Raw genomic sequence first — 25,723 nt, 5'->3', positions numbered from 1 at the left:
CCCGTAGGCGTAGGTCACGGTTCTCATGGACCTCAACACCATCACCGAAGTCATCCGGCGACCGCCCGAGCGGCCGGGCGCGGAGTGGCGGCAGGGTGATGCCTGGCTCGCGGGCGGGACCTGGCTCTACTCCGCGGAGCAGCCGGAGCTGCGACGGCTGATCGACCTGACGGCGCTGGGCTGGACGCCCCTGGTCCCGACGCACGCGGGGCTGGAGATCGGCGCCACCTGCACCGTTCGCGATCTGTACGCCTTCCCCTGGCCGATCGGCTGGACCGCGGGACACCTCTTCCGGAGCAGCTGCGAGGCGTTCCTGTCCTCGTTCAAGGTCTGGAACGCGGCGACCGTCGGCGGCAACATCTGCCTGTCCCTGCCCGCCGGTCCGATGATCACGCTGACGGTGGCGTTGCAGGCGCGGTACGAGCTGTGGGCACCCGACGGGTCCGTGCGCTTCGTCGACGCCCTCGACTTCGTGACGGGTGACCACCGCAACATCCTCGCCCCCGGGGAGCTCCTGCGGCGCGTCAGCGTCCCCGGGCGGGCGCTGCGCAGGCGCACCGCGCACCGCCGTTTCACGCTCACCCGGCTCGGCCGCTCGACGGTGTTCCTCGTCGGCACGCAGCGGCAGGGCGGCAACGACCTGCAGCTCACCGTCACCGCCGGCACCACCCGCCCGGTCCGCCTCGCGTACGACTCGCTGCCCGACGCCCGGACCCTGCGGCAGGACGTCGACGGCCTGCCGGCCGGCCTGTGGTTCGCCGACCCCAACGGGACCCCCGACCACCGCCGCCATCTGGCACGGCACTTCGCCGAGGAGATCCGCCGCGAACTCACGGCTGGGGACCTGTGATGAGCTACCTCGTGAACGGCGCCGAATTCGACCGGGAACCGGCCCCCGGCCAGTGTCTGCGCACCTTCCTGCGCGAGCTGGGCCACTTCGGCGTCAAGAAGGGCTGCGACGCCGGCGACTGCGGCGCCTGCACGGTGTGGCTGGACGGCGTTCCCGTGCACAGCTGCATCACCCCCGCGTTCCGCGCGGACGGCCGGGAGGTGACCACGATCGAGGGACTCGGTGGGCCCGGCGCACCGCACCCCGTGCAGCGGCGGTTCGAGGACGCCCCGGGGTTCCAGTGCGGGTTCTGCACCGCGGGCATGATCATGACGGCGGCAACCCTCACCGAGGAGCAGAAGGCGGATCTGCCCCGGGCGCTCAAGGGCAACCTGTGCCGCTGCACCGGATACCGGGCGATCGAGGACGCCGTACGGGGCGTCCGCGCGGTGGAGACGGCGGCACCGGGCGGGGCCGTCGGGACGAGCGTGGGCGCGCCCGCGGGCCATGACGTGGTGACCGGGCACGCCGAGTTCACCATGGACACGCACATCGAGGGCCTGCTGCATCTCAAGGTGCTGCACTCGCCCCACGCCCACGCCCGGATCCGCTCGGTCGACAAGCGTGCAGCGCTCGCGGTGCCCGGTGTGCACCGGGTCTACACCTGGGAGGACGTGCCGCGCCGACGCTTCACCACGGCGATCCACACCGACCACCTGGTCGACCCCGACGACACCTACATCCTCGACGACACGGTCCGCTTCGCCGGCCAGCGGGTCGCCGCGGTGCTGGCCGACACGGTCGGCGCGGCCGAGGAGGGCTGCCGGCGGCTCGTGGTCGCGTACGAGGTGCTGCCGGCGGTGTTCGACCCCGAGGCGGCGATGGCCGACGGGGCACCGCAGCTGCACGGCTCCCACGATCCGTTCGTCCGCGACCCGGTCCACAACGTCCTGCTGGAACTGCACGCGCACATCGGCGACGTGGACGCGGGGTTCGCCGCAGCCGACGTGATCCACGAGGGCACGTACTTCTCGCCGCGGGTGCAGCACGCGCATCTGGAGACCCACGGCTCGATCGCCTGGCTGGCGGACGGCCGGCTGAACGTCCGCACCAGTTCGCAGTCGCCGTCGATCGCCAAGGTCAAGCTGGAGTACCTGTTCGGGCTCCGCCCGGACCGGGTGCGGGTGTTCTGCAAGCGGGTCGGCGGCGGGTTCGGCGGCAAGCAGGAGGTGATCACGGAGGACCTGGTCGCGCTCGCCACCCTGGACACCGGACGGCCCACCTCTCTGGAGTTCACCCGTGCGGAGGAGTTCACCACGGCCTCGCCGCGGCATCCGATGACCCTGACGGTCCGGCTCGGCGCGAGGGCGGACGGCACGCTCACCGCCGTCCAGGTGCACAGCGTGTCGAACACCGGCGCCTACGGCAACCACGGCGGCGAGACGCTGTACGCGGGCGGCGCCTCCGTCATGATCTACCGCTGCCCCAACAAGAAGTACGACGCGTACTCCGTCTACACGAACACCGTGCCCAGCGGGGCGCTGCGCGGCTACGGCATGACCCAGCCGGCGTTCGCCGTGGAGTCGGCGATGGACGAGCTGGCCCGGGCCCTGCGTCTGGACCCCATGGAGCTGCGCCGGCGCAACATCGTGCGGCCGGGCGAGCCCCTGGCCGCCCTGCACGACGGCCCCGACGACGTGGTCTTCGCCGAGGACGGGCCGACCCGGTGCATCGATCTGGTGGACGCGGCCCTGGCCCGTACGGCGGGACAGCCGCCTCCCGGCCCCGAGTGGCTGGTCGGAACCGGCACGGCGAGTTCCCTGCACGAGACCGCGCCGCCGACGGAACACCTCGCCGAGGCCTGGGTCACCCTCGGCGACGACCTCGTCTATGAACTGGCCGTCGGAACCGTCGAGTTCGGCGAGGGCACCTCCACGGCCCACGTCCAGATCGCGGCCGGGCAACTGGGCACCACACCCGCGCGGATCCGTCTGGTGCAGTCCGACACCGACCGCACGGGATTCGACACCGGCGCGTTCGCGAGCGCGGGCCTCTCCGTGGCGGGCAACGCGGTCCTGCGGGCGGCCGACGCCGTGCGCGACCGCATCCTGGCCTTCGCCGCCGCGTACACAGGCGTCCATGTCGTGCTGTGCACGCTGGACGACGACGGTGTCGTCTGCGGGGACCGGCGGGTGCCGCTGGCCGAACTGGTCGCGGCGGCCCGGGCGGGCGGCATCCGTTTCACCGCCGCCCGCAAGGCCTACGGCTCGCCCCGGAGCGTCACCTCCAACGCTCAGGGGTTCCGGGTGGCCGTGCACCGTGTGACGGGCGAGATCCGGATCCTGTACAGCGTGCAGGCGGCGGACGCCGGGGTGGTCATCAACCCGGCGCAGGTGCGCGGCCAGATAGAGGGCGGGGTCGCACAGGGCATCGGGTTCGCGCTTACCGAGAACCACCACGTCGACGGCGACGGCGTGATGACCAACCCGAACCTGCGGAACTACCGCATCCCCAGCTACGCCGACGTCCCCCGTACCGAGGTCCTCCTGGTCGGCTCGACGGACTCGGTGGGCCCCCTGCGGGCGAAGGGGATGGCGGAGTGCTGCATCAACCCGGTCGCCCCCGCGCTGGCGAACGCGGTGCACGACGCCACGGGCGTCCGCTTCCGCGCGCTGCCCCTGACCCCGGAACGCGTCTACGGCCGGCTCTCCGCGGCGCAGTCGGTGTCGACGGGCCGACGGCCATGAACACCGGGCCGGCAGCCATGCACACCGAGAAGAACGCGGCCTCCGCGGCGACGGCGATCATCGGCCAGAAGGTGCTGCCCGGCAGGGAGCGGGAGTTCGAGTCGTGGCAGAAGGACCTCAACACCGCGGCCGCCCGCTACCCCGGTTTCCTCGGCGCCGAGATCTCCCCGCCGACACCGCTGCAACCCGACTGGGTCATCGTGTACCGGTTCGACTCGGTGGCCCACCTGCAGGCGTGGATCAACAGCGGGACCCGGCAGCGGTATCTCGACACCGGTGCCGAGTACTTCGACGGCCCGGCGACCCAGCAGGTGGTCAGCAGCGGCACCCGGTCACCGGATCCGCTGGTCACCGTGGTGGTCACGCACCGCGTGCACCCGGACCACGTCGACGACTTCCTCGACTGGCAGCGGCGCATGGTCCGGGCGGAGAGCAGGTTCGAGGGGTTTCGCGGGACCGAGCTCTTCCGTCCGGTCGAGGGGCTCCAGGAGGAATGGACCACCCTGTACCGCTACGACAGCGCCGAGCACCTCGACGCCTGGCTGACGTCGCCCGAGCGGCAGGAGGTCCTGGCCGAGGGCGAGAAGTTCAGCGACTTCGAACTGCGGACGATCGACAACTCGTTCGGCAGCTGGTTCGCCTTCGAGGGCAACGGCCGGGACACCTCGCCACCGCCCTCCGAGACCAGGACCTCCCTCGCCATCTGGGTCGGCCTGTACCCGACCGTCGTGCTGCTGTCGCTGGCCCTGTCCCCGCTGCACCTGCGGCTGTGGATCGGCCTGCTCGTGGGCAATCTGCTGTCGAGTTTCCTCATGAGCTTCCTGACCATGCCCTACTACGTGAACCCGCTGCTCGGCCGCTGGCTACGGCCGTCGCCGGACGAGCCCCGGGCCCGGAGCGATCTCCGGGGCCTGGGCATCGTCGCGGCGGCGCTGGGGTTCTGGGCCGTCGTCTTCTACCTCGTCACGGTCCGGTTCTGGACGCTTCCCTGACCGGCGCTGCCGCTGCCGTCAGCCGGCCGCCCGCCGGTACTTGCGGACCGCCAGCGTCCGGAAGGCCAGGATGATCGCGACCGACCAGATCAGCGAGGCCCAGACCGGGTGCTGCATCGGCCAGGCGTCGGACGCGTTGAAGCCCGGCGGGAGGTTGCCGAACAGCTCACGGCAGGCCTGCACGGTGGCGCTGAACGGGTTCCACTCCGCGATGTGGCGCAGGAAGGCCGGCAGGTGGTTCGCGTCCACGAAGGCGTTGGAGATGAAGGTCAGCGGGAACAGCCAGATCAGACCGCCTGAGGTCGCCGCCTCGGGAGTGCGTACGGTCAGGCCGATGAGTGCGCCGATCCAGGAGAACGCGTAGCCGAGCAGCAGGAGCAGGGCGAAGCCGGCGAGTACCTTGCCGAGGTTCTCGTGCGTGCGCCAGCCGACTATCACCGCGACGATCGCCAGGACGACGAGGGTGAGTGCCGTCTGGACCAGGTCGGCGAGGGTGCGGCCGGTCAGGACCGCGCCGCGGGCCATGGGCAGGGAGCGGAAGCGGTCGATGAGGCCCTTGTGCATGTCGTCGGCGATGCCCGCGCCGGCTCCCGCCGTGGCGAACGTGACGGTCTGCGCGAAGATGCCGGCCATCAGGAACTCGCGGTAGGCCTGAGTGGAGGTGGAGGAGCCGACCGTGATCGAGCCGCCGAAGACGTAGGTGAACAGCACCACGAACATGATGGGCTGGATGAGTCCGAAGATCAGCATCTCGGGAATCCGGGACATCCGGATCAGGTTCCTCTTCGCGACGACCATCGAGTCGCGGAACGACTGGGTCAGGGCGTTGCCGGGGGCGGCCGGCACCCGCACGGTGTCGCTGACGGCACTCACTTCACGGCCTCCTTGCGGCTGTCCTTGCGGGTGTTCTTGCGGGTGTTCTTCTTGGTACCCGGCTCGCCGTTGCCCTCGGGCTTCTCCTCGGCCACGTGTCCGGTCAGGGAGAGGAAGACGTCGTCGAGGGTGGGGCGGCGCAGGGCGATGTCGTCGATCTCGATGCCCCGGGAGTCCAGCTCGCGGATGACCTCGGCGAGCAGCTTGGCACCGCCGGTGACGGGGACGGTGAGCTTGCGGGTGTGCTCCTCGACGGTGGTGTCGCCCTTGCCGAACCCCGCCAGCACCTCGGCGGCGGTCCGGATGTGCTCGCGCTCGTGCACCACGACCTCGACGCGCTCGCCGCCGGTGCGGGCCTTGAGTTCGTCGGAGGTGCCCTGGGCGATGACCTTGCCGTGGTCGACGACCGCGATGTCGTGGGCGAGGTGGTCGGCCTCTTCCAGGTACTGGGTGGTGAGGAGCAGGGTGGTACCGCCGGAGACCAGTTGCTGGATGACCTCCCACAGCTGCTGGCGGTTGCGCGGGTCGAGTCCGGTGGTCGGCTCGTCCATGAACATCACCGGCGGGGAGACGACGAGGGCGGCGGCGAGGTCGAGGCGGCGGCGCATGCCGCCGGAGTAGGTCTTGGTGGGGCGGTCGGCGGCGTCGGTGAGGTTGAACTGCTCAAGCAGCTCGGCCGCGCGTGCCTTGGCCTGCTTGGCCCGCATCTGGTAGAGCTGGCCGACCATCTGCAGGTTCTCGCGGCCGGTGAGGTATTCGTCGACCGCCGCGAACTGTCCGGACAGGCCGATGGAGCGGCGTACGGCGTCCGGCTGCCCGAGGACGTCTATGCCCGCGACGACGGCCTTGCCGCTGTCGGGGCGGAGCAGGGTCGTCAGGCAGCGGACGGCCGTCGTCTTGCCCGCGCCGTTCGGCCCGAGCAGTCCGAGGACCGTGCCTTCGGGGACGTCGAGGTCGACGCCGTCCAAAGCCCTTACGTCGCCGAAGGTCTTGACCAGACCTTCGGCATAGATGGCGCCTGGCATATGGGTCTCCACGTCGTCGGGGGATTCTGTGAGAAGGCTAGGTATGCGGCCCTCGGTCCGCCTATGGTTTTCCGCCTGCGCGACGGCAGGCGGGGGCAGCGGTGGCCACGCGACACACCATAACGCGATGTATCGCGTCCGTCGACGGATTTCCCCGAACGAGTGAATGAACAGGCGCCGACCTGGGCCTTTACCGCCGGGGACGGCCGCCGCGCTCAGTCGATGACCGTGTACCCCGCCTCGCGCAGCGACCGGCCGACCTCGGTGCAGTGGGCCGGGCCCTTGGTCTCCAGGTGGAGTTCGACCTCCGCCTCCGCGAGCCCGAGGCGGGGGTCGGTGCGGACGTGGCTCACGTCGAGGACGTTCGCGTCGACCGCGGACAGCACCCCGAGCAGGGTGGCGAGCGCGCCCGGCCGGTCGGTCAGCCGCAGCCGTACGGCCAGGTAGCGGCCCTGCGCGGCCATGCCGTGCCGCAGCACCCGCTGCAGCAGCACCGGATCGACGTTGCCGCCGGACAGCACGGCGACCACCGGTCCGGCGAAGGCGCCGGGCTCACCGAGCAGCGCCGCGACCGGGCTGGCCCCGGCCGGTTCCACGACCATCTTGGCCCGCTCCAGGCAGAGCAGCAGCGCGGCGGACAGCTGGTCCTCGCTGACCGTGCGGACCTCGTCGACCAGCTCCTCGACGAGCGCGAACGGCACGTCACCGGGCCGTCCGACCCTGATGCCGTCGGCCATCGTCGCCGGGTTCGCCACCGTGACCGGACGCCCGGCCGCCAGCGAGGGCGGATACGCGGCCGCGCCCGCCGCCTGGACGCCGACGATCCGGACGTCCGGCCGGACCGCCTTCACCGCGACCGCGATCCCGGCCGCGAGCCCGCCGCCGCCGATCCCGACGACGATCGTGCCGACCTCCGGGCACTGGTCCAGGATCTCCAGCCCCACCGTGCCCTGACCGGCGATGATGTCCGGGTGGTCGAAGGGGTGGATGAACACCGCGCCGGTCTCGGCCGCGTACTCCTCGGCGGCGGCCAGTGTCTCGTCGACCACCTGGCCGTGCAGCCGCACCTCCGCGCCGTACTCGCGGGTGGCACTGATCTTGGGCAGCGGGGCGCCGTTGGGCATGAACACGGTCGAGTGCACGCCGAGCAGCGACGAAGCCAGCGCCACACCCTGCGCGTGGTTCCCGGCGCTCGCGGCGACCACCCCGGCGGCGCGCTCCTCGGGCAGCAGCCCGGCGATCCGGACGTAGGCGCCGCGCAGCTTGAACGAACCGGTCCGCTGGAGGTTCTCGCACTTGAGGTGCACCGGCGAGCCGACCAGCTGGGACAGATGCCTGCTGCCCTCCATCGCGGTCGCCCGCGCCACGCCCGTGAGCATCTTCTGGGCGCCGCGTACGTCGTCGAGGGTGACGGGGCGCAAGGGGTCAGCCGTGCTGTAGCTCATGACTCAAGTCTCGCAGTTCACAGGCCGGAGGCGCGGGTGTGACCAAGCTCCGAGACCGGTTTGCGCAGCGCCGGTACGGCTCGCCCCCTGTCCGCGTACTCTGTCCCCCACATCAGCACTCCTTTCATGAAGTGAGCCCCCCGCCATGCCCACAACACCTGAAATGTCGATGGACATGACGACCGTCGGTGACAGCGGTCTTCTCGACACGCTTCAGCACGAGGTGGCGGTGTTCGCCCGACGTGCCGAACAGACCCGGCTCGGCGGCGTCGGCCAGGTGCGCAACTCCATGGACCGCGCCGCGTATCTGCTGCTCAACCGCCTCGACAAGGAAGGCCCCATGGGGGTCAAGGCGCTCGCCGCGAGCATGGGGATCGACTCGTCGACGGTCACCCGGCAGGTGGCTCCGCTGGTCGACACCGGGCTCGTCAAGCGCACCTCGCACCCCGAGGACGGCCGGGCCGTGGTGCTCCAGCTGTCCCCGCGCGGGCTGTCGCGGCTGGAGGAAGTGCGTTCGTCACGGCGCCAGTTGATGGCGGAGCTGACGCAGGACTGGGAGCCGGCGGAGCGCGAGACGTTCTGCGCGCTGCTCACCCGCTTCAACAGCGCGCTGTCGGCGCGGATGGCGGTGCCGCCGGGCACGGACACCCCGCCGGCCTCCTGACCGCCGACCGGCCCCCGGACGCAGCCGCCGCATCCGCCACGCGCGCGTGTCGCACGTATCCGCCACGCACGCGTACCGCACGTATCCGCCACGCACGCGTACCGCGCGGCTCTTGACCGTGGGCCCGGCCCTGGCCTCATATGAGACCGGGCCCCGGTGTGACCGTGTCCGGGCCCTCACAGCCGAGGAGGGGCGGTGCGTGATCGGCAGGCTCTGCAGGACGCCCGCCGGGCCCGGGAGTTCGAGGCGTTCGTCGCGGGCGCGGCCGGCCGGCTGCTGCATGCCGCCACCCTGCTGACCGCCGAGGCGCCGGACGCCAACCCCCGCGCGCGGCGCCTGCTGACCCTCGCGCTCGCGCACACGTACGCGGGCTGGGACCGGTTGCGCGGCGAGGACCCGTACGACCTGGCCCGTCAGCACCTCGCCCTGCGCTTCGCGAACTCCGCCTGGCACCAGTACGGCGGTCCGCTCAGCCGCACCCGCCCGCACCCAAGCAGCGCCCTCGCCGCGCTCACGCCCCAGGAGCGCCTGATCCTGGTGCTGCGGCTGTACGAGGGGGTCGCCGAGGAGCAGACGGCGGCGCTGCTCGGCCTGCCCGCGGAGCGCGTGCACGCCCTCTGCGACCGGGCGACGGCCACCCTGCTGCATCCGCCGCGGAAGGCGGCGCCCGCGGTGCTGGGAGCGAAGGTGGCGCCGTCGTGAACCGTGCCGAACGCGAGGCGGCGGCCCGGCGGGTCATGGAGCGGACGCCGCCGCCGGTACCGCCCGACCTCTACGGCGAGGTGCTGCGCCGGGGCGGGCGGATGCTGCGGCGCCGGCGCAGGGCCCGCCGCCTGCTGTGGCTGCTGCTGTGCGCGGCGGCCGTGGCGTTCACGGTCTGGGCGGCGACGGTGCATCCGTGGGTGGAGCCGCCGTCCACGACGACTCCACCCATCGTCGGCTGGTAAGACCGGGCGACAGCCTCCGCACCGGTCGTCAGCCTCCGCACCGGTCGGCAGCCGGCGGATCCGTCGTCAGCCGGCGGATCCGTCGTCAGCCGGCGGATCGGTCGGCGACCGGTGAAACGATCAGCCGAGCGCCTGCTGCAGGTCTTCCAGCAGGTCGTCGACGTTCTCGATGCCCACGGAGAGACGCACCAGGTCGGCGGGCACCTCCAGGGCGGAACCGGCCGCCGACGCGTGCGTCATGCGTCCCGGGTGCTCGATCAGGGACTCGACGCCGCCCAGGGACTCGCCGAGCGTGAACACCTTCGCGCGGTTGCAGACCTCGACGGCCGCCTCCTCGCCCCCTGTGACCTGGAAGGACACCATGCCGCCGAACGCCTTCATCTGCTTGGCCGCGGTCTCGTGCCCCGGGTGCTCGGGCAGGCCCGGGTACAGGACCCGCGTCACGCGCGCGTGCCGGCTCAGCATGTCGGCGATCCGGGTGGCGTTCTCACTGTGCCGGTCCATGCGCACCGCGAGCGTCTTGGTGCCGCGCAGCACCAGCCACGAGTCGAACGGTCCGGCGACCGCGCCCATCGCGTTCTGGTGGTAGGCCAGCTCCTCGCCGAGCGTCTGGTCGGAGACGATCAGCGCGCCGCCGACCACGTCCGAGTGACCGCCCATGTACTTCGTCAGCGAGTGCACGACGACGTCCGCGCCGAGCGCGAGCGGCTGCTGGAGGTAGGGCGTGGCGAAGGTGTTGTCGACGACGAGCCGGGCCCCGGCGTCGTGGGCGACCTGGGCGACGGCGGCGATGTCGGTGATGCCGAGCAGCGGGTTGGAGGGGGTCTCCACCCAGACCGCCTTGGTCTTCGGGGTGATCGCGGCCCGCACCGCGGACGGGTCGCTGGTGTCGGCGACGGACCACTCCACGCCCCACCGGGAGACGACCTTCGCGAACAGCCGGAACGTGCCACCGTAGGCGTCGTTCGGGATGACCACGTGATCGCCGGGGCTGAGCAGCGTGCGCAGCAGGGCGTCCTCGGCCGCCAGCCCGGACGCGAACGCGAGCCCGCGCCGGCCGCCTTCCAGGGCGGCGAGGTTCTCCTCCAGGGCGGTCCTGGTCGGGTTGGCGCTACGGCTGTACTCGTAGCCGCCGCGCAGACCGCCGACGCCGTCCTGCTTGTAGGTCGAGACCTGGTAGATCGGCGGTACGACCGCACCGGTGAGGGGGTCCGCCGTGTTGCCCGCGTGGATGGCGAGCGTCTCGAAGTGCTGACTGATGTGGTGCCTGTCGCTCATGGTTGACGAGCCTAGTGCTCCGACGGCCCCGGTGCGTCGTCCACAGGCCGGGGTGCCGGTTGTCCACAGGTCAGGGCACCGGTTGGCCAATTGTCGGCGCCGTCTGGTTCGCTTGACGCATGGCGATTCTCTGGGCCCTGATGGCGGCGCTCCTGCTGAGCTTCGTGCTGCTCCCCGTCCTGCGACGGCGGCGCGGCATGATCGAGCAGGTCCACCCGAGCCACCCGGACGCCGCCGACCCGGCGGACTACGGCTTCGTGCGCGAGGAGGAACTGGACATCCGCATGCCCGGCCCCGACCAGGACCTGCTGGACGTCCTCGACGTGGTGCAGCGCACCCAGGACTACCGGGCGGCCTCGCAGCTGCTCGCGGGCACGGAGATCGCGGGCGAGCTGCGCTGGCAGCGCGTGCAGGCCTTCGCCGGCGCGGCCGCGCTGGAGCTCAAGGAGCGGCCGGGCGGGGTCAGCGAGACGCCGGGCGGGCAGTGGCTGCGGGTCTGGCGGGCCGAGCAGCCCAAGGACGCCGGCGGCGCCGCCGTCCACGCGGAGTTCCTGGTGCAGCAGGCGTGGCGGACGTCGGTGCCCGGCACCGACGACTTCCGGATCATCATGGAGGAGGCCAGGGACGCCTGCGGGCAGGCCGCGCTGCTCTCCCCCGGCGACCCGGTGCCGTACATCGTCGAGCTGTCGGTCGCGCGCGGGCTGAACTACCCGCAGCCGGAGTTCGAGCAGCTGTGGCTGAAGATCCTGGACCGCGCTCCGACGCACATGGGGGCGCACCTCGCGGCGCTGCACTACTGGTGCGAGAAGTGGCACGGCTCGCGCGAGCTGGCGTACTCCTTCGCCGAGGCCGCCGCCGCCCGCGCCCCGCAGGGCTCGCTGCTGGCCGCGATGCCGCTGTTCGCGGTCTTCGAGCACCTGCCGGAGGTGAACCTGGTGGTGAGCTTCTACCAGAGCGAGGTCGTCACCAAGGCCGTGCACGGCGCCCTGCACGCGGTGCACTCGGCCCGGCAGGACGACCCGATGCTCGCGCACGTCCGTCACCTGCTGGTCTTCTTCCTGGTCTGCTCCGAGCGCTGGGCGGAGGCCATGGGCGAGCTGATACGGGTCGACGGGCATGTCGGGGCCCTGCCCTGGACGCTGTCGGCGAACCCGGCGGCCGAGTTCGCCCTCTTCCGCGCACTGGCGGTGGCGGGCTACGAGGCGAACGGCGGGAGCCCGGCGACGCTGCACATCTGAGGGAGCCGACGAAAAGACACGTCGGGTGTCGGCTGCGGGTGAGTGGGGGCTGATCGCGCAGTTCCGCCTCCCCGCCTTCGACTGGGGGTACCCCCAGCGCTCCTTCGGGGCGCTTGAGTTCGGTTGGTTTCCGTTGGTGGGGGGATCTGCCCGATGGGCGCAACTCTGCGGGCGCTGCGCGCCCTTGTTCTGCTCTGCGGTTTCTATCTGCTGAGCTTCGTTCTGCTGGCGGTGGCGGCCGTCGTCGACGTGGCGGCGGTGACGTGGGCGCCCGACGCCTTCGCCGGGAAGATCGTGATCGTCTCGCTGCTGCTGGCGGTCCCGGTCGTCAGAGGCATGTTCATGCTCCGCACCCCCAGGGGCGAGGACCCGCCCGGCCTCCCGGTCACGGAGGCCGACGAGCCCCGGCTGTGGGCGCTGGTGCGGGAACTCGCGGCGGCCACGGGCACCCGCGCGCCGGACGCCGTCGTCCTCACCGGTGACGTCAACGCGGGGGTCGGCGAGGAGCCCCGGCTGCTCGGTCTGCGCCCCGGACCGCGCCGCCTCTACCTGGGCGTGCCGCTGCTGACCGGGCTGACCGAGGCCCGGCTGAAGGCCGTACTCGCCCATGAGTACGGCCACTTCACCGGCGGGGACACCCGGCTGTCGGTGCTCGCCGTGCGCGGCCGGGCGCAGATCGCCCGGACCGTCGGACACTTCCACGCGCAGGCCGACGGCAAGGAGGCCGCCGAACGCGCCCGGCAGGAGAAGGCCGCGGCCAGGCGCACCGCGAAGGGCGGACAGGCCAGGAAGATCGACACCGCCGGGGCCGGCATCACGTACCGGCTGATGGCGGCGGTCTACACGGCGTACGCGAAGCTCTACATGCGGGCCACGCTGTCGACGGCCCGCGCGCAGGAGTACGCCGCCGACATGGCCGCCGCGCGGATCGCCGGCCGGGAGGCGACGGCGTCGGCGCTCCGTGAGCTCCCGGTCCTGTCCGCCGCCCACGACTTCTACCTCGACGCCTACGCGACGCTCGGCCTGCCGGCCCGGCAGCTCCCGCCGCGCGGGCAGTTCTTCGGCGGCTTCGGCCGGATGCTGACGGCGCGCGAGACGGAGCTGGCGGGGCTGCGGGAGCAACTGCCGACGGAGCCCGGATCGCCGTACGACTCGCATCCGCCGATCGCCGACCGGGTGCGGCGGATCGAGGAACTGCCCGCCGACGGGCGCGACGCGGACGACGACGGTCCGGCCCTCGCCCTGCTCACCGACCCGGCCCGGACCCTGGCCGAGCTGGAGGACGCGGTGCTGACCGACGAGGTACGGCGGTTCGAGCGGGCCGGGGGGTGGGAGCAGTTGCTGAGCGCGTCGATGGCGGCGGGGCTGGCCTCGCTCGACACCCCCCTGCACCGGGCGCTCGCCCTCCACACCGAGGGCCGGCCGACGCTGCCGGCGCTGCTCCGGCTGATCGACGACGGCCGGCTGTGGCAACTGGCACAGCGGCTGCCGTCGCCCGAACAGGCGGCGAACGCGCAGGACCCGGCGTTCCGGGAGTCCGTACGGCCGGTGCTGCGCGACGCGCTCCGGAGCATGGTGCTGGCCGAGTTCAGCGCCCGGTCGCTGCTGCACTGGGAGTTCTCCTGGTCACGCCCGGCGGCGGTACGGCTGCCCGGTTCCGCGTCCGACCTCGACGGCGAGAGGGGCACGGAGGCCGCGCTGCACGCCGCGGTCGCCGCCGCCCTGGCCGACCACCCCGACACCGGCCCCCTGCGGGCACTTCTGCCACCGGCCCCACAGCCGGTCTGACCCGGCCGCGGAGCGGCCTCCCCCGAGGCCACCGCGGCACCGCCGGAGATCTCCCCGAACCGGTCCGCGGGCGGCGGGACCGCCGCCCCGCCGCCTGTGCGCGGGCGGCTCCCGAGCGAGGGGACACGCACCCCGCAACGTGAACGCGTGCGCCTCGTGGGCTCCCTCGGCGCACAGCAGCGTGCCGACACGTTCCCGTTCCTGCTCTCCCCTTGGCCGTCGCCACACCGATCGGACAGGGAACACCGGTTCACCGCGTCCGTCGATGTTGCGGTCAAGACGCTGCTGGTGGATGCGGGCTGCGCCCGCCCCGTGGACCGGGGTCACCTTGGGGCCGGCTTCTCGATGCGAGGATCATGGTCCCGTGACGAAGTGGACGAAGGAGACGCCCCCGGTCGGGCAGTCCGAGCATGAGCCCGAGCTCTCGGCCTACCAGCGGGCGATGCGGAACCGGCTTCTCGCGGCCCCCGTGGTGCCCGCGCCCGCACCGTGGCGGCCCGTCTTCAGGTACGAGTACGGCGTCCCTGTCGGCGGACTGCTCGGGATAGGTTTTGCGACGGACCCCGGCACCGGCCGCGATCTGGTGATGGTCGTCTCCTACGACGGGCACGGTCTCTTCGACGCCGTGACCGGCGAGAAGATCGCCAGGGACCGTGACCCCGCTCCCGAGGACAGCACCCCCGACGCCGTCGCCGACCTGTCCTGCCCCGGGCTCGGGCCGATCACCGGAGAGCGCGTGCGCATCGCCGGGCTCTTCGGCGGCGGGCTGCACACCACGACCGAGGACGGCTGGACCCTGGAAGTCGTCACCCCGGCCTGGCCGCACGAACGGGTCCTGCTGTCACGCGACGGCGGGCTCCCGCACGCCGGTCCGCACGGAGAGAAGTGGTGGCACATCTTCCACTCGAGCTACTCCACGTTCCGTGCAGCCGGCTTCTCCCCCTCCGGGCGAACGATCGCCGTGGCGACGAGCAGCGACCTCTCGCTGTGGACCCGCCGTACGGACGGCCGTCCTACCGGCGGCTGAGAATGCCCGAGTTCGGGTGGCAGTGCAGAAGGAGGCGCAGTTGAGCGTCACAGGTGTGTGGATCATCGGCGCGGTGCCTGACCAGGAGGTACGGAATGTGCTGAGCGCTTCGGCTCGGAACTCGGTGCCGGCACCGGTGCACTGTGCCGTGCCTGGGGGGCTGGAGTGGTGGCGCAGCAAGGGGCAGGCATCCATGTTCACTCCGTCGACGAGTTCTCCGGGCGACTGGAGCGCCGACGAGGACGCCTTCCGGCTGAGCGCGTTCTTCGACGCCTGTCACGACGACTCCGACCAGGCGGAGGAGTTGCGTGACGCGGTCATGGCCCAGTTTCCCCCCGATGTCGGGGAGGGCTTGTTCGTGGCCACGGCGCGCAAGGCCGACCCGTTCTCGGCCCTGGCTTACGCACTGGGTCCCGATGCGGCGCTGCGGCTGCCGGGCCGGTTCGGGGACTTCCTTCTCGATGCCGGGCAAGTCCGCGCTCAGCTGCCCGCGGTCGAGGAGACGCTCGTCCTGACCGGAACCCCGCGTCGCGACGCGATCGAGCGCATGCACGCGTGGATGACCGGTGTGGGGGACGACCCCGACCACGACGCGGACGAACTTCTCGCCGGCCCGCTCCGCGTTCTCCGCCACGCCGCCTCCACGGGCAGTGGAGCAGCCGGCCAAGTGCGCTGGTACTGACGTGAGCCGTCGTTTTGGTCCCGCTCGACCGGGGCGTCGGCCGATGCGGCGAGAGCACCGCGGTGAGGCGCACCGGCCCCGGCGCTGAAACCGTTGCCCCATTGCCGTCGGACGCCTTCGATGTCCGTGGCCCGTCCTACTGTGCCGACCATGAGCAGATGGATGGCGAACACCCAGGTCCTGGCAGAACAGGCCGCTCAGTTCCGCGCCCTCGCCGAGCGTGGCGGTCTCTTGGAACTGTCGCGCGCGGTCATGCGGGCCGCCTGCAACAACGGCTCCATGACCGGCGTGGGGGTCGAGAGCATGCAGCTTCTCCGGGGACTGTCCGACCAGGACCGGCTGGAGCTCGGTGGTATGTGGGCCCGTTGGTACGCCCACGTGGAAGACGACTGGTCGGTCGAGGAGTTCGGGCGGGATTCGGGATACCTCCGCACCGAACTGCTCATGGTCGCCTCCGGTGTTGTCCGTGACCTTGACGGAGACCTGTTGGCTGCCGAACGTCAGGAACTGCTCTCCCGGTTGGGGGACCAGTTCGTCGTCTGGTCCGGCCACCGGATCTGGGAGCTGGCCGATGCGGAACTCGCAGCCGGGCGTACTCCCGGTGGGGCCGTCCTGGCCGCCTTCCGGCGCACAAGCGCGGCCGTGCACCTGCCTGCTTTCCGGCGCACGCATGCGGCCGCGAACGGCAGGGAATCCGGGATGCGGAACCTGCTGGCCCATTTCCCCGGTCCGGTGCTCAACCCCGGTGAACCGTGGGCCGACGCGGCTCTCCGCGAGGCAGCCGCCCGAGGAGAGCCGTGGCAGCGACTGCTGGAGCATGCGGCTCCCGCGACGGCCGACGCCCCCTCCGCGAAGTGGAGACGCGCTGGATCGGCACTGCTGGACGCCGTGGGCCCGGAGGAGGCGCGGCGCGCGGTGCTGAGGTGGTTCGAACTGGTCGGGCTGGAGCGGACCCTCCCGCTCCTCGGCCATCCGCATCTCCGGTTCGATGTGAACGTGTGCTTCGACCCCTACAACTCCCACGTGCTGCGTGGACTCGCCTGGATGCTCTCCTTCCTTCCGCCTCGGTCGGACACCGTCCGTGCTCTCGTCGGCCTCGTCGAGACCTCCCTGGACCATCGGTCCGGGGACGCTCCCCGCGCCCCTCAGGTGGCCGAAGCGGGCATTGTCGCCCTGGGTCTGATCGGAGACCGGACAGCACGGATCGAGCTGGAGACGCTGAGCAGGTGTGGTGTCCGGCGGAACGGGCCGTGGCGGAGCCGCAGGCCGGCGTCCGGCGGCCTGCCGGTGAGCGGGCGGAGGCGGCTGCCCCCGCCCGCCGCCTAGTGATCAGGGAGCGTCGATGAGGCCGTACTTCGGCACGGTCACCGTGCGGGCGCCCGGCGTGCCGCCGAGGACGACCTTGCGGTAGGTGACGTTGTTGGCCGTGCTCTGCTCCTTGAGCCGGTTGTCGGGGTTGGCGATGACCTGGATGTAGTAGGTGCCGTTCGGCAGGTCCGTGACGTCGAAGGACTGACCGGGGCGGTACTGGCTGTAGGTGTCGCCGTTGCCGACGTCGAGGACCTCGCGCACCGAGACGGCGGTCTCCTCACCGCAGGCGGTGGCCAGGTCGGTGTTGTACGGGTGCCAGTTGGCGTTCTTCACCGTGTAGTCGATGGCGTCGGTGTTGGCCAGGCAGAACGCCTCCTTGCCGCTGCGGACGATCTCCTTCTTGTCCGCACCGAGCAGCCGGTAGCTGGCGAAGTCGCTGAAGTGCCAGTGCTGGTGGCCCTCCCGCGGGTCCCACTCCATGGTGCCGGTGGGCGTGTACCCGACCTGCTTGCCCTTGGCGTCGTAGAAGTACTGGTACGCGTCCATCTTCTCCGCGCCGGGCTTGCGGAACCCGTCCACGACCAGCGGCGAGGGGCCGCCGTTCCAGACGGTGGCGCTGAAGGCGAGGTAGTCCTTGCCGGCGGCGGCACCCTCTCCGCCCTCTCCCCCGTCGGTGATCGCGATGCCGTACGCGGGGAGGGCACGCAGGTCGGGCTTGGGCATGTCGGCGGCGACGGCCGCCTTGCCGACCGGGCGGCCGGCGGGCGCCTTCAGGCTCTTCGACGCGCCCTTCTGCCCGCGCTTTGCGCCGGCCAGACCGTGGCCGCCGCCGGAGTCCTGCTGGCGGACCGTCACCTTGATGGTCTGCGTCTTGTCCGGTATCCCGAACAGGTCGCGGTACTTTTTCGCCACCGACACCTTCGCGGTGTAGACGCCGGCCGGCAGGTCGACCGGGTTGTCCCCACGGAAGCCCTGGGACGTGGCGGCCGCCCAGCCCTTCTCGACACCCCACACGCCGCCGAGCGCGAACGCGTTGTCGGAGCAGCCGTCGGGGTACTTCGAGGTGGCCGGAGCATCCGGCCGGATCCGGCCCGCCCGGTTGTTCGGGCAGAACGACTGCGTGGTGTCGACCTTCTTCGCGCCCGACGCGTCGCTGATGCTGACCTTGAGGAAGCCCGGCAGGCCCGAGAAGTCGTTCACCAGACCTTTCGGCAGGGTCCTGGTGATCGTCCGGCCGCCGGAGTGGATCACCTGCGACGCGACGACGGGGTCGTTGTAGGACTTGCGCGTCACCCGAACTTCGAACGGTCCCCCGTCGACCGTGATGTAAGTGCCGAGGTCCAGGTAGACCCCCGGCTCGCCCTCCCATCGGTCGACGGTCACCGCGGGGGTGGCGGCGATCAGTTCGAGCTTCGGCATGCCCGGCGGTGTCGCCGCTCCCGCGCCGGGCGCGGCGAGGGTCGCGGCGGCGCCGACGGTGAGTGCGGCAGCGGCGATGACCGCCGAACGCCGTAAAGCGGTGGGGTGGTGTCTGGTCATGGGTGCTCTTTCTGCGTCTGGTCGGGACGAGTCGTGCACGTCTTGAGGCACGGAAGGAGGTGTCTGTGTGCCATCTGTGAAAAGGGTGAGAAGCCGACGCCGGTTGCCTGGCAAGGCAAAGTCGCCCTGAATGTCGGCTCGTTGCCGCCGTCGCCCCCATGACCGACGACCGCCTGCCACTCGGCCGGGCCGGCACGTGCCCAGGACGTGCTCTCGGGCTCAGGGCCCTGCACGAGAGGCGGTGGGGGCAGGAGCGTGCCCGGTGCCGGTATTCCGAGGCGGCAGCGGCAGGGATGAAGATCCGTCCCACGACGGGCGAGGATCTCGACGTCTTCGTCGACACGGTGCACGCCGCGTTCGGGCTCTTCCCGGAACCTCCGGTCGACGGCGACGGGCTCTGGTGGTCGGCGCTGGAGACGGACCGCTGCCTGCTCGCCGTGGCGGCGGACGGGCGGCCTGTCGGCACCGCTGCCACGCACGCCTTCGAGCTCACCCTGCCCGGTGGGGCCCTCGTCCCGGCAGCCGGGGTGACCGCCGTAGGCGTCCTGCCCTCGCACCGGCGCCGGGATGTGCTCAGCGCGATGATGCGGCGACAGCTCGCCGACCTGCGGGACGGCGGGGAGTTCCTTTCCGCGCTACCGGCCTCCGAGGCGCCGGTCCACGGCAGGTTCGGCTACGGACCGGCGACGTACACGGGCCGGCTGACGGTGCCGCGCCACCGGGCCGCCCTCGCCGTTCCCCGGGCGCACGCGGTGGCCTACGCACCGGCGCCCCGCTTGGCCGGCGGCCCGGACGACGGGTACCTCGGCGGCACCGCCCCGAGCACGCTCGTACGCGCCGGACACGTCCGAGCCCGCCACCCGGACGCGGCCGCCCCCGCCGAGGCCCTCTTCCGGGCCGACCGCCCGCCGCACCGCCTGCACTGGTTCTGACCGCGCGCTCCCCGGCCCCCGCGCCCCCCGGCACCGCGCTCCCCGACCCCGCACGGTTCCCGTCGGCCCGTGGCCGCCCGGCAGGCGGGTGCCGCCCGGCGACCACGGCTGCCGGCTCGTCGTCCGGACGATCGGGCTCGCCGCACGTCACACCATGGGGGAAAATGGGAGTTCCGCGCCGGGTGAGGTGATGGCGATGCCCGCTTGGCATCTGCGTGACTATCACGACGACGATCTCGACCAGGCCATCCAGATCTGGGACCAGAGCCGGCAGGCCGACGAACACCGGGTGTTTCCGGTCTCCGAGGTGATGGCCGCGGCCAAGGCCGGTCAGACGGCGGTGGTCGCCGTGGTCGGTGACCAGTTGGTGGGCATGGCCGTGGCGCAGGCCCACGACAAGCGGGGATGGATCCTGCTGGTGGCACTCGCCGCACGATGGCGGGAACGCGGGATCGGCAGCGCGCTCCTCACCGAGCTGGAACGGCGTCTGCGGGCACTGGGCGTGCGCCACGTCAGTGCCCTGCTGCCGGCCGGCGCCGCCGGGACGAAGGCTCTGGAGAACTCCGGCTACCGGTCCCGCGCCGACCTGACCTACTACGAGAAGCTCGAGCCGCCCGGCACCGCCAACGCCGACGTCCTGGCCGCGCTGGGCGGTCGCATGCTGCCCGAGGGTCTCTGGGACGCCATGGCCGGCATGGACCGGGAGAAGCAGATCGTCGAACGTCGTGTCGTGCTGCCGCTCACCGAACCGGCGCTGGCGGACCGCTACGGCGTCGTACCACCCAAGTCGATCATCCTGTTCGGTCCGCCCGGCACCGGAAAGACCAGTTTCGCCAAGGCGGTGGCCTCGCGCCTCGGCTGGCCGTTCGTCGAGCTCTTCCCCTCCCGGCTCGCGGCCGACACGAGCGAGGGGCTGGCCGTGGCGCTGCGGGAGGCCTTCGCGGACCTGGCGGAACTGGACTCCGTGCTGCTCTTCATCGACGAGGTCGAGGAGATCGCCGGCGTCCGCTCGGGGAAGGCTGTCGACCCCGGGCACGGAGTGACCAACGAACTGCTCAAGCTCATCCCCGTCTTCCGTGAGCACGACGCGCGGCTGCTGGCCTGCGCCACCAACTCGGTGCGCTCCCTTGACGCGGCGTTCCTGCGGCCGGGCCGCTTCGACTACGTCATCCCCATCGGCCCGCCGGACCCCACCGCCCGCGCGGCGATCTGGGCCCGCTATCTCAGGTCCACGGGCGACTCGGTGGATCTCGGTCAACTGGTCGAGGCCAGCGAGCTGTTCACCCCCGCCGACATCGAGTTCGCCGCCCGCAAGGGTGCACAGGCGGCGTTCGAGTACGAGGTCACGCACCGTCAGGGGCGAGCGGCCACCACCGAGGACTACATGGCCGCCATCGGTGAGACCCGGCCGACTCTCACCCCGCACACGATCGAGGAGTTCACCGAGGACATCGACAAGTACAGCCGGCTCTGAGCACGGTCAGCCGCGTGATCGCACGCGGAAAACCCGGCGCCGTCCGTGGACTCCCCATACTGGTCGGCCACGGATGAGGTCAGAGTCGTCGTCGCCCATTCCGAGCGCGCGACTCTGCGCCTCGGCGACGCGTTCCTGAAGGCGGACGCCGATCAGGCGCGGGTCGATGCCGAGGTCGAGACAATGGCGCCGGTCCCGACCCCGGAGGTCCTGTGGCGCAAGCCACCTTCACGCTCGGCCACGAGGAGCGCCTCGGCCACGAGGGGCACCTCGGCGACGCCTCGCCGGCTACGGCGCCGACGTCGGCGTCGACGTGATCCACGCGTGGTGGTCGTTGCGCAGCCTGCTGGCAGTCCGCCGGCTGACCGAGCACGGCTTCGACCGCTTCGCGCCGGGCTGTGGGGTCGGCGTGCCGAGATCCCGGATGTGAGGCTGCTCGGACCCCGACCGCCACCTACGGTTTCCGGTGCGTCGAGCGGAGAGTCGCGGACGGAGGGCGCGGGGAGGACCATCGAAGGCACGGAGGCAAGGTGATGGCCATGGGGATGCCCTCGGCGCATTTCAGCGAGAGTCCCGAGGATCCGTTCGCGCTCGGGCGCGGTGCCTCGGCCGTGCTCGACGCTCGAGGCACCGTGGTCGGCTGGAGCGCACGTGCGCAGGAGTTGCTGGGCTACCCGGCCGGCAAGGTGCTCGGCCAGGCGTGGCAGGACGTCCTGGTGGACGCCGCGGACCTGCACGTCGTGCGGTCCGTCGTCGTGGACGCCGTGAAGGCGGAGGGCTGGTTCGGTGTGCTGCCCGTCCGGCACCGCGACGGACACCGCGTGCAGATGGGCTTCAGGGCCCGCGTGATCACCCGCGAAGGGGGCGGTCAGGAGTGGCTCCTGGTCGGCGCTCCGGCCGCGGAGGTCATCGCCTGGCAACGGGACCGTGCGCTGCTGGACGGCCTGTACCGCCGCTCCCCGATCGGTCTGGTCACCTACGGCCCGGACAGGACGGTGATCCGGGTCAACCGCGCCGTCGAGAAGGCGAGCGGCGTCCCGGCCGAGGCACCGGTGGGCCGTCACCCCCGGGAGTTCATGGTCGCCGAGGACGCGGGTCCGACCGACGACCGGGTACGGCACGTCCTGGAGACCGGCGAGCCGTTGATCTTCACTGAGCAGTCCGCCCGGGCACTCCACGACCCCGGCCGGGAACGGATCGTGTCCGTCTCGGCCTTCCGGATGGAGGACTCCGCGGGCCGGGTCCTCGGCGTGGCGGAGACGATCCAGGACGTCACCGACCGTCACCGGGCGCAACGCAGGCTCGCACTGCTCAACGAGGCGAGCAGCCTGATCGGTACCTCACTGGACGTGACACAGACCGCTCGGGAACTGGCCCAGGTGGCGGTCCGCGGCCTGGCCGACCACTGTTCGGTGGACCTCCTCACATCGGTGACACTCGGTGACGAACCCGTTGCTGGTACGGCGGGTCCGCTGCTCCGTGCCGCCCTCGCGCCGCCGGAACCGCGGGTGCCGTACCAGGAGGGCGAGGTGGTCCCGCTGCTTCCGGACTCCCCGCAGGCACGGTGCCTGGCCGAACGCCGCCCGATCCTGGAAAGCCTGCTGTCGCTGCGCCCCGAGTGGTACGCCATGGACCGGCGGCGGATCGAGATCGCCTCCGGTCTCGGCGTTCATTCACTGATCGCGGTGCCCCTGGTCGCGCGCGGCCTCGTCCTGGGCGTGGTGAGCCTGTGGCGGTCGCGCCATGCGGAGCCCTTCGAGGACGACGATGCCGCGGTGGCCCAGGAGCTGACCTCGCGTGCGGCCGTGTGCATCGACAACGCGCGCCGCTTCACCCAGCAGCAGAGCGCCGCGCTGACCCTGCAGCGCAGTCTGCTGCCCAGCGTGGCGTCCGACCTGCCGGCCGTGGAGGTGGCCTGCCGGTACCTGCCCGCGAGCGGAGAGCCGGGGATCGGGGGCGACTGGTTCGACGTGATCCCGTTGTCGGGGGCCCGGGTGGCCCTCGTCGTGGGGGACGTGGTCGGCCACGGGATCCACGCCGCGGCCTCGATGGGCCGGCTGCGGGCCTCCGCGCGCACCCTGGCCAGCCTCGACCTGGAACCGGACGAGGTGGTGGCAAGGCTGGACGATCTGGTCAGCCTGCTCGCCTCCGAGCTGGAGGCGAACGCCGAGGGCAACCACTCGGCGGTCGAGCAGGTCGTCGGGGCCACCTGCCTGTACGCCGTCTACGACCCGGTCTCCCAGCGCTGCTCCCTCGCGCGCGCCGGCCACCCGGCGCCGTTGGTGTCCTCCCCGGACGGCGAGGTGACCGTGCTCGAACTTCCCGCGGGGCCGCCGCTGGGCCTGGGCGGCCTGCCGTTCGAGACGCACGAACTCGACCTCCCGGAGGGCAGCCTGCTCACGCTGTACACCAACGGTCTGCTGGAGGCGCGCAACGGCAACGTCGACGCCGCGCTGAAGGACCTGCACACGTGTCTCAGCTACGTCACCGAACCCCTGGAGCAGACCTGCCACGCCGTGGTCGAGGCGCTGTTGCCCAAGGACCACCGGCCCATCGACGACATCGCGCTGCTCGTCGCGCGCACCCGGGTGCTGCGGCCGCAGAACGTCGCCTCGTGGCAGCTGCCTCTGGAGCCGACCGCAGCCGCCCGGGCCAGGGAGCTGGTCGCGGCGAAACTGACCGAATGGGGGCTGTCCGAGCTGGCGTTCACCACCGAGCTGGTCGCCAGCGAGCTCGTCACCAACGCCTACCGGTACGCGACCGGCCCCGCCACCCTGCGCCTCATCCGCACGCACTGCCTGATCTGCGAGGTGTCCGACACCAGTCACACCTCGCCGCACCTCCGGCGGGCCCTCAGCACGGACGAGGGCGGCCGCGGGCTCTTCCTGGTCGCGCAGCTCACCGAGCGGTGGGGCACGCGCTACACCCACGACGGCAAGACCGTCTGGACGGAACAGCCCCTGCCACCCACGTGAGTGACCCACGGCCCGGCCGCACGCCTTCAGCCGGACACCGCCACCACCGGTACCCGGACCGTGGCGGCACCGTACGTGCGTGCGAGACTCGGGCGGTCTGTGACACCAGCGCACCGCCGCAGATCGAGTGACACGTCCGCCCCTACGAGTCGTCCTGCCTCCGCCGACCGGCAGGCGCGGGCCGACGTGCCCACGGTCGCCGCAACTCCACCGCGGCACGGACCAGTTCGCCCACGACGTGCAGTGCCGTGCCGTCGTCGCCGCACATCGCGACCTCACAGGGGACCTGCCGTCACCGGGTGGGCGGTCCACCGTACCGGTGGTCCCTGCGACTCGGCCTGTGGGGCGGCTGCCGCCGCGGGCGCTCCGGCGCGCAGGTGTGCCCGGCCCCGCTAAGCCGGATGGCGTCCTCGGGGTGCGTGCCGGGGCGGACCGCCACAGGATCCTGGTCATGCGGACAACTTCTGGGATACGGCCCTGTTCTCCTCCGGCGCGGCGCGGCGGGGCGCGCCATGCCATACCCGCGGCTCTCGCCTGTGGTGTGCTGCTGGCCGCCACCACGGCGTGCGCCGGAGCCGACGGGCACAGGAGCCACGTCGGTGCCCCGGGTGTCAACAACCCGGCCGCGTCCGGGTCCCCCGGCACGGAGGTGGGCCCGCGCCTTCCGGGCGTCGGAAGCCGCATGGGCAAGCGCGTACCGGCGGACGCCCGCCAGGCCGTGGTCGTCTACGGCGACGACGCGGACTCCGCCGAGAGCACCGTCGTGCTCTACGAGAAACAGGGCGCCGCCTGGAAACGCGAGGGCAGTTGGCCCGCGCACAACGGCAGGCTGGGCTGGACGACCGACCATCGCATGGACGACGAGCGCAGCCCCGTCGGCGTGTTCTCCCTGACGGATGCGGGAGGGTCGCTCGATGATCCGGGCAGCCGCCTGCGCTACTGGTACGACGACAACGCCTTCGCCTCCATGATCGAGGACGGCGACGAGCACGTCCACGACTTCGACTACGTCATCGCCATCGACTACAACCGGCTCAAGGGCGTCCCGCCGTTCGACTGGAGCCGCCCCGACGGAGTGGAGAAGGGCGGTGGGATATGGCTGCACCTGGACCACGGCGACGGCACGTCCGCCTGTGTCACCGTTCCCGAGTCCGGCATGAAGGCCCTGCTGCGCGCCCTCGATCCCCGTCGCCACCCGGTCGTGGTGATGGGTGACCGGAAGCGGCTGAGCGCCTGAACGCCTGGCGACCGGGCTCGCCGTCGCGGCTACGGGGCGGCAACAGGCGTGCATCGGGTGGGTGGCGACGCCGCCCACCCGACGGCGCTCGCCCCTAGCATCCGGGGACAGGGGGGCCTGGGCGCCCTCCGGGCGGGGGGAGTTGTGCGGTTGGCCACTTCGAGGCCGGTGTTCCGGCGCTCCGTCGGTGCCGTAGTGGCCGGCGTCGCCCTGGCCGCGACGTCCGGGTGCACGGTTCCCGTCGACGCCGTCGCCGGTGTCTCCGTGACCGTCGACGGGCGTCTGCTCGGCGTCATGATGATCTGCGGGCATCACATCGACGGCGCGACCGTCTACGTGGACAGTGCCGACGCCGACAAGTCCGTGACGGTCGGTTCGTGGACGGCCGCTCGCCCGCACAAGGCCGGTCTCGTCATCTGGCCCCTCGAGTCTCATGCCGCCGGCTGGACCACGACCAGGGCGCTCACCCCGCTCACCGCCGGGACCACCTACACCCTTTACGGCGGTACCAAGGACAACTCCTGGTCAACGACGGACGTCTCCTTCACCCGGGCCGACCGGGACCGGCTCGCGCCGGGAGAAGTCCTGTACGACGACGTCTCCGACGACGGCGACGAATTCACAGCCGTCGTCCCCCTGACGCGGTTCAAGGCCACGGCCTGCCGCGACATGTGACGCCACGGCTCTCCGGCCGGGCCGGGGCTCAACCGACGCAGCGCC

20 protein-coding genes and 2 pseudogenes are annotated in these 25,723 nt (G+C 72.0%); 17 read left to right on the top strand and 5 right to left on the bottom strand.

What is annotated here, in order from left to right:
• Positions 1 to 25 precede the first annotated feature (25 nt).
• Genes ACFY0K_RS17825 through ACFY0K_RS17815 form a run of 3 tightly spaced genes read left to right on the top strand, consistent with a single transcriptional unit; the run spans position 26 to position 4,568 of the window.
• Entirely contained in the window at positions 26 to 850 is an 825-nt protein-coding gene (locus ACFY0K_RS17825; RefSeq protein ID WP_390640630.1) for an FAD binding domain-containing protein, read from the top strand.
• A complete protein-coding gene (locus tag ACFY0K_RS17820; protein WP_390640629.1) occupies positions 850 to 3,576 on the top strand; it encodes a molybdopterin-dependent oxidoreductase in 2,727 nt (908 codons plus the stop codon). Before ACFY0K_RS17825 ends, ACFY0K_RS17820 begins: the two co-directional genes overlap by 1 nt.
• Positions 3,573 to 4,568 carry an antibiotic biosynthesis monooxygenase gene (locus ACFY0K_RS17815; RefSeq protein ID WP_390640628.1) on the top strand — a complete coding sequence of 332 codons (996 nt, stop codon included), beginning with the start codon at positions 3,573 to 3,575 and terminating at the stop codon, positions 4,566 to 4,568. Before ACFY0K_RS17820 ends, ACFY0K_RS17815 begins: the two co-directional genes overlap by 4 nt.
• Positions 4,569 to 4,586: 18 nt before the next feature.
• On the opposite strand, the gene ACFY0K_RS17810 is transcribed toward ACFY0K_RS17815, so the two are convergent.
• The 3 genes from ACFY0K_RS17810 to ilvA all read right to left on the bottom strand — a co-directional run bounded on the left by ACFY0K_RS17810 (position 4,587) and on the right by ilvA (position 7,911).
• On the bottom strand, positions 4,587 to 5,441 hold the full coding sequence (locus ACFY0K_RS17810) for an ABC transporter permease (RefSeq protein WP_390640627.1): 855 nt from the start codon (positions 5,439 to 5,441) through the stop codon (positions 4,587 to 4,589).
• Positions 5,438 to 6,466 carry an ATP-binding cassette domain-containing protein gene (locus ACFY0K_RS17805; protein ID WP_390640626.1) on the bottom strand — a complete coding sequence of 343 codons (1,029 nt, stop codon included), beginning with the start codon at positions 6,464 to 6,466 and terminating at the stop codon, positions 5,438 to 5,440. The genes ACFY0K_RS17810 and ACFY0K_RS17805 overlap by 4 nt, the downstream gene beginning before the upstream one ends.
• Before the next feature lie 215 nt (positions 6,467 to 6,681).
• The gene (gene ilvA / locus ACFY0K_RS17800) at positions 6,682 to 7,911 is read right to left on the bottom strand and encodes a threonine ammonia-lyase (protein ID WP_390640625.1); all 1,230 of its coding nucleotides are present in this window, start codon (positions 7,909 to 7,911) and stop codon (positions 6,682 to 6,684) included.
• A 163-nt stretch (positions 7,912 to 8,074) separates the two neighbouring features.
• On the opposite strand from ilvA, the gene ACFY0K_RS17795 reads away from it, so the two are divergent.
• The 3 genes from ACFY0K_RS17795 (at position 8,075) to ACFY0K_RS17785 (ending at position 9,522) form a co-directional block, all read left to right on the top strand.
• Positions 8,075 to 8,575 carry a MarR family winged helix-turn-helix transcriptional regulator gene (locus tag ACFY0K_RS17795; protein WP_390640624.1) on the top strand — a complete coding sequence of 167 codons (501 nt, stop codon included), beginning with the start codon at positions 8,075 to 8,077 and terminating at the stop codon, positions 8,573 to 8,575.
• Between the two features lie 195 nt (positions 8,576 to 8,770).
• The gene (locus ACFY0K_RS17790; protein WP_390640623.1) at positions 8,771 to 9,277 is read left to right on the top strand and encodes a sigma factor-like helix-turn-helix DNA-binding protein; all 507 of its coding nucleotides are present in this window, start codon (positions 8,771 to 8,773) and stop codon (positions 9,275 to 9,277) included.
• Positions 9,274 to 9,522, top strand: a complete 249-nt coding sequence (locus ACFY0K_RS17785; protein WP_390640622.1) for a hypothetical protein — start codon at positions 9,274 to 9,276, stop codon at positions 9,520 to 9,522. Before ACFY0K_RS17790 ends, ACFY0K_RS17785 begins: the two co-directional genes overlap by 4 nt.
• Before the next feature lie 120 nt (positions 9,523 to 9,642).
• Here ACFY0K_RS17785 and ACFY0K_RS17780 read toward each other — a convergent pair whose 3' ends face one another.
• The gene (locus ACFY0K_RS17780; RefSeq protein ID WP_351959446.1) at positions 9,643 to 10,800 is read right to left on the bottom strand and encodes a cystathionine gamma-synthase; all 1,158 of its coding nucleotides are present in this window, start codon (positions 10,798 to 10,800) and stop codon (positions 9,643 to 9,645) included.
• Between the two features lie 119 nt (positions 10,801 to 10,919).
• Here ACFY0K_RS17780 and ACFY0K_RS17775 point away from each other — a divergent pair, with 119 nt between their 5' ends.
• The 5 genes from ACFY0K_RS17775 to ACFY0K_RS17755 all read left to right on the top strand — a co-directional run bounded on the left by ACFY0K_RS17775 (position 10,920) and on the right by ACFY0K_RS17755 (position 16,861).
• The gene (locus ACFY0K_RS17775; protein WP_390640621.1) at positions 10,920 to 12,038 is read left to right on the top strand and encodes a hypothetical protein; all 1,119 of its coding nucleotides are present in this window, start codon (positions 10,920 to 10,922) and stop codon (positions 12,036 to 12,038) included.
• A gap of 153 nt (positions 12,039 to 12,191) precedes the next feature.
• Positions 12,192 to 13,826 (top strand): M48 family metalloprotease, encoded by a 1,635-nt coding sequence (locus ACFY0K_RS17770; protein WP_390640620.1) that lies wholly within the window; start codon positions 12,192 to 12,194, stop codon positions 13,824 to 13,826.
• 364 nt (positions 13,827 to 14,190) lie between these two features.
• On the top strand, positions 14,191 to 14,853 hold the full coding sequence (locus tag ACFY0K_RS17765) for a hypothetical protein (protein ID WP_390640619.1): 663 nt from the start codon (positions 14,191 to 14,193) through the stop codon (positions 14,851 to 14,853).
• A gap of 22 nt (positions 14,854 to 14,875) precedes the next feature.
• A complete protein-coding gene (locus tag ACFY0K_RS17760; RefSeq protein ID WP_390640618.1) occupies positions 14,876 to 15,535 on the top strand; it encodes a hypothetical protein in 660 nt (219 codons plus the stop codon).
• 150 nt (positions 15,536 to 15,685) lie between these two features.
• Positions 15,686 to 16,861, top strand: a complete 1,176-nt coding sequence (locus ACFY0K_RS17755) for a hypothetical protein (protein WP_390640617.1) — start codon at positions 15,686 to 15,688, stop codon at positions 16,859 to 16,861.
• 3 nt (positions 16,862 to 16,864) lie between these two features.
• Here ACFY0K_RS17755 and ACFY0K_RS17750 read toward each other — a convergent pair whose 3' ends face one another.
• Positions 16,865 to 18,385, bottom strand: a complete 1,521-nt coding sequence (locus ACFY0K_RS17750) for a lysyl oxidase family protein (protein ID WP_390640616.1) — start codon at positions 18,383 to 18,385, stop codon at positions 16,865 to 16,867.
• Between the two features lie 293 nt (positions 18,386 to 18,678).
• Between ACFY0K_RS17750 and ACFY0K_RS17745 the strand changes: the two are divergent.
• From ACFY0K_RS17745 to ACFY0K_RS17720, 6 genes and pseudogenes are all read left to right on the top strand, one after another.
• Positions 18,679 to 19,152: pseudogene (locus ACFY0K_RS17745) on the top strand (GNAT family N-acetyltransferase); the annotation flags it as partial.
• A 355-nt stretch (positions 19,153 to 19,507) separates the two neighbouring features.
• Positions 19,508 to 20,791: an ATP-binding protein gene (locus tag ACFY0K_RS17740; protein WP_390640615.1), complete on the top strand. Its 1,284-nt coding sequence runs from the start codon at positions 19,508 to 19,510 to the stop codon at positions 20,789 to 20,791.
• Positions 20,792 to 20,836: 45 nt separating this feature from the next.
• Positions 20,837 to 21,221 (top strand): annotated as a pseudogene (locus ACFY0K_RS17735) (hypothetical protein).
• A 109-nt stretch (positions 21,222 to 21,330) separates the two neighbouring features.
• Positions 21,331 to 23,766 carry a SpoIIE family protein phosphatase gene (locus tag ACFY0K_RS17730; protein WP_390640614.1) on the top strand — a complete coding sequence of 812 codons (2,436 nt, stop codon included), beginning with the start codon at positions 21,331 to 21,333 and terminating at the stop codon, positions 23,764 to 23,766.
• Between the two features lie 682 nt (positions 23,767 to 24,448).
• Positions 24,449 to 25,003 carry a hypothetical protein gene (locus ACFY0K_RS17725; protein ID WP_390640613.1) on the top strand — a complete coding sequence of 185 codons (555 nt, stop codon included), beginning with the start codon at positions 24,449 to 24,451 and terminating at the stop codon, positions 25,001 to 25,003.
• A gap of 150 nt (positions 25,004 to 25,153) precedes the next feature.
• Entirely contained in the window at positions 25,154 to 25,678 is a 525-nt protein-coding gene (locus tag ACFY0K_RS17720; RefSeq protein ID WP_390640612.1) for a hypothetical protein, read from the top strand.
• Positions 25,679 to 25,723: the final 45 nt, after the last annotated feature.

The sequence above is a fragment of the Streptomyces sp. NPDC001507 genome (assembly GCF_042894765.1).
Lineage (GTDB): Bacteria > Actinomycetota > Actinomycetes > Streptomycetales > Streptomycetaceae > Streptomyces.
Note: the sequence above shows the minus strand (reverse complement) of the source record. Positions and strands in the feature narration are given on the sequence as shown.

Bases quoted from the DNA above. Each gene is read 5' to 3' on its own strand.
- ACFY0K_RS17825 (WP_390640630.1), top strand. From the start codon at position 26: ATGGACCTCAACACCATCACCGAAGTCATCCGGCGACCGCCCGAGCGG.
- ACFY0K_RS17820 (WP_390640629.1), top strand. From the start codon at position 850: ATGAGCTACCTCGTGAACGGCGCCGAATTCGACCGGGAACCGGCCCCC.
- ACFY0K_RS17815 (WP_390640628.1), top strand. From the start codon at position 3,573: ATGAACACCGGGCCGGCAGCCATGCACACCGAGAAGAACGCGGCCTCC.
- ACFY0K_RS17805 (WP_390640626.1), bottom strand. From the start codon at position 6,466: ATGCCAGGCGCCATCTATGCCGAAGGTCTGGTCAAGACCTTCGGCGAC.
- ilvA (WP_390640625.1), bottom strand. From the start codon at position 7,911: ATGAGCTACAGCACGGCTGACCCCTTGCGCCCCGTCACCCTCGACGAC.
- ACFY0K_RS17795 (WP_390640624.1), top strand. From the start codon at position 8,075: ATGTCGATGGACATGACGACCGTCGGTGACAGCGGTCTTCTCGACACG.
- ACFY0K_RS17780 (WP_351959446.1), bottom strand. From the start codon at position 10,800: ATGAGCGACAGGCACCACATCAGTCAGCACTTCGAGACGCTCGCCATC.
- ACFY0K_RS17775 (WP_390640621.1), top strand. From the start codon at position 10,920: ATGGCGATTCTCTGGGCCCTGATGGCGGCGCTCCTGCTGAGCTTCGTG.
- ACFY0K_RS17770 (WP_390640620.1), top strand. From the start codon at position 12,192: ATGGGCGCAACTCTGCGGGCGCTGCGCGCCCTTGTTCTGCTCTGCGGT.
- ACFY0K_RS17755 (WP_390640617.1), top strand. From the start codon at position 15,686: ATGAGCAGATGGATGGCGAACACCCAGGTCCTGGCAGAACAGGCCGCT.
- ACFY0K_RS17750 (WP_390640616.1), bottom strand. From the start codon at position 18,385: ATGACCAGACACCACCCCACCGCTTTACGGCGTTCGGCGGTCATCGCC.
- ACFY0K_RS17740 (WP_390640615.1), top strand. From the start codon at position 19,508: ATGGCGATGCCCGCTTGGCATCTGCGTGACTATCACGACGACGATCTC.
- ACFY0K_RS17730 (WP_390640614.1), top strand. From the start codon at position 21,331: ATGGGGATGCCCTCGGCGCATTTCAGCGAGAGTCCCGAGGATCCGTTC.
- ACFY0K_RS17725 (WP_390640613.1), top strand. From the start codon at position 24,449: ATGGGCAAGCGCGTACCGGCGGACGCCCGCCAGGCCGTGGTCGTCTAC.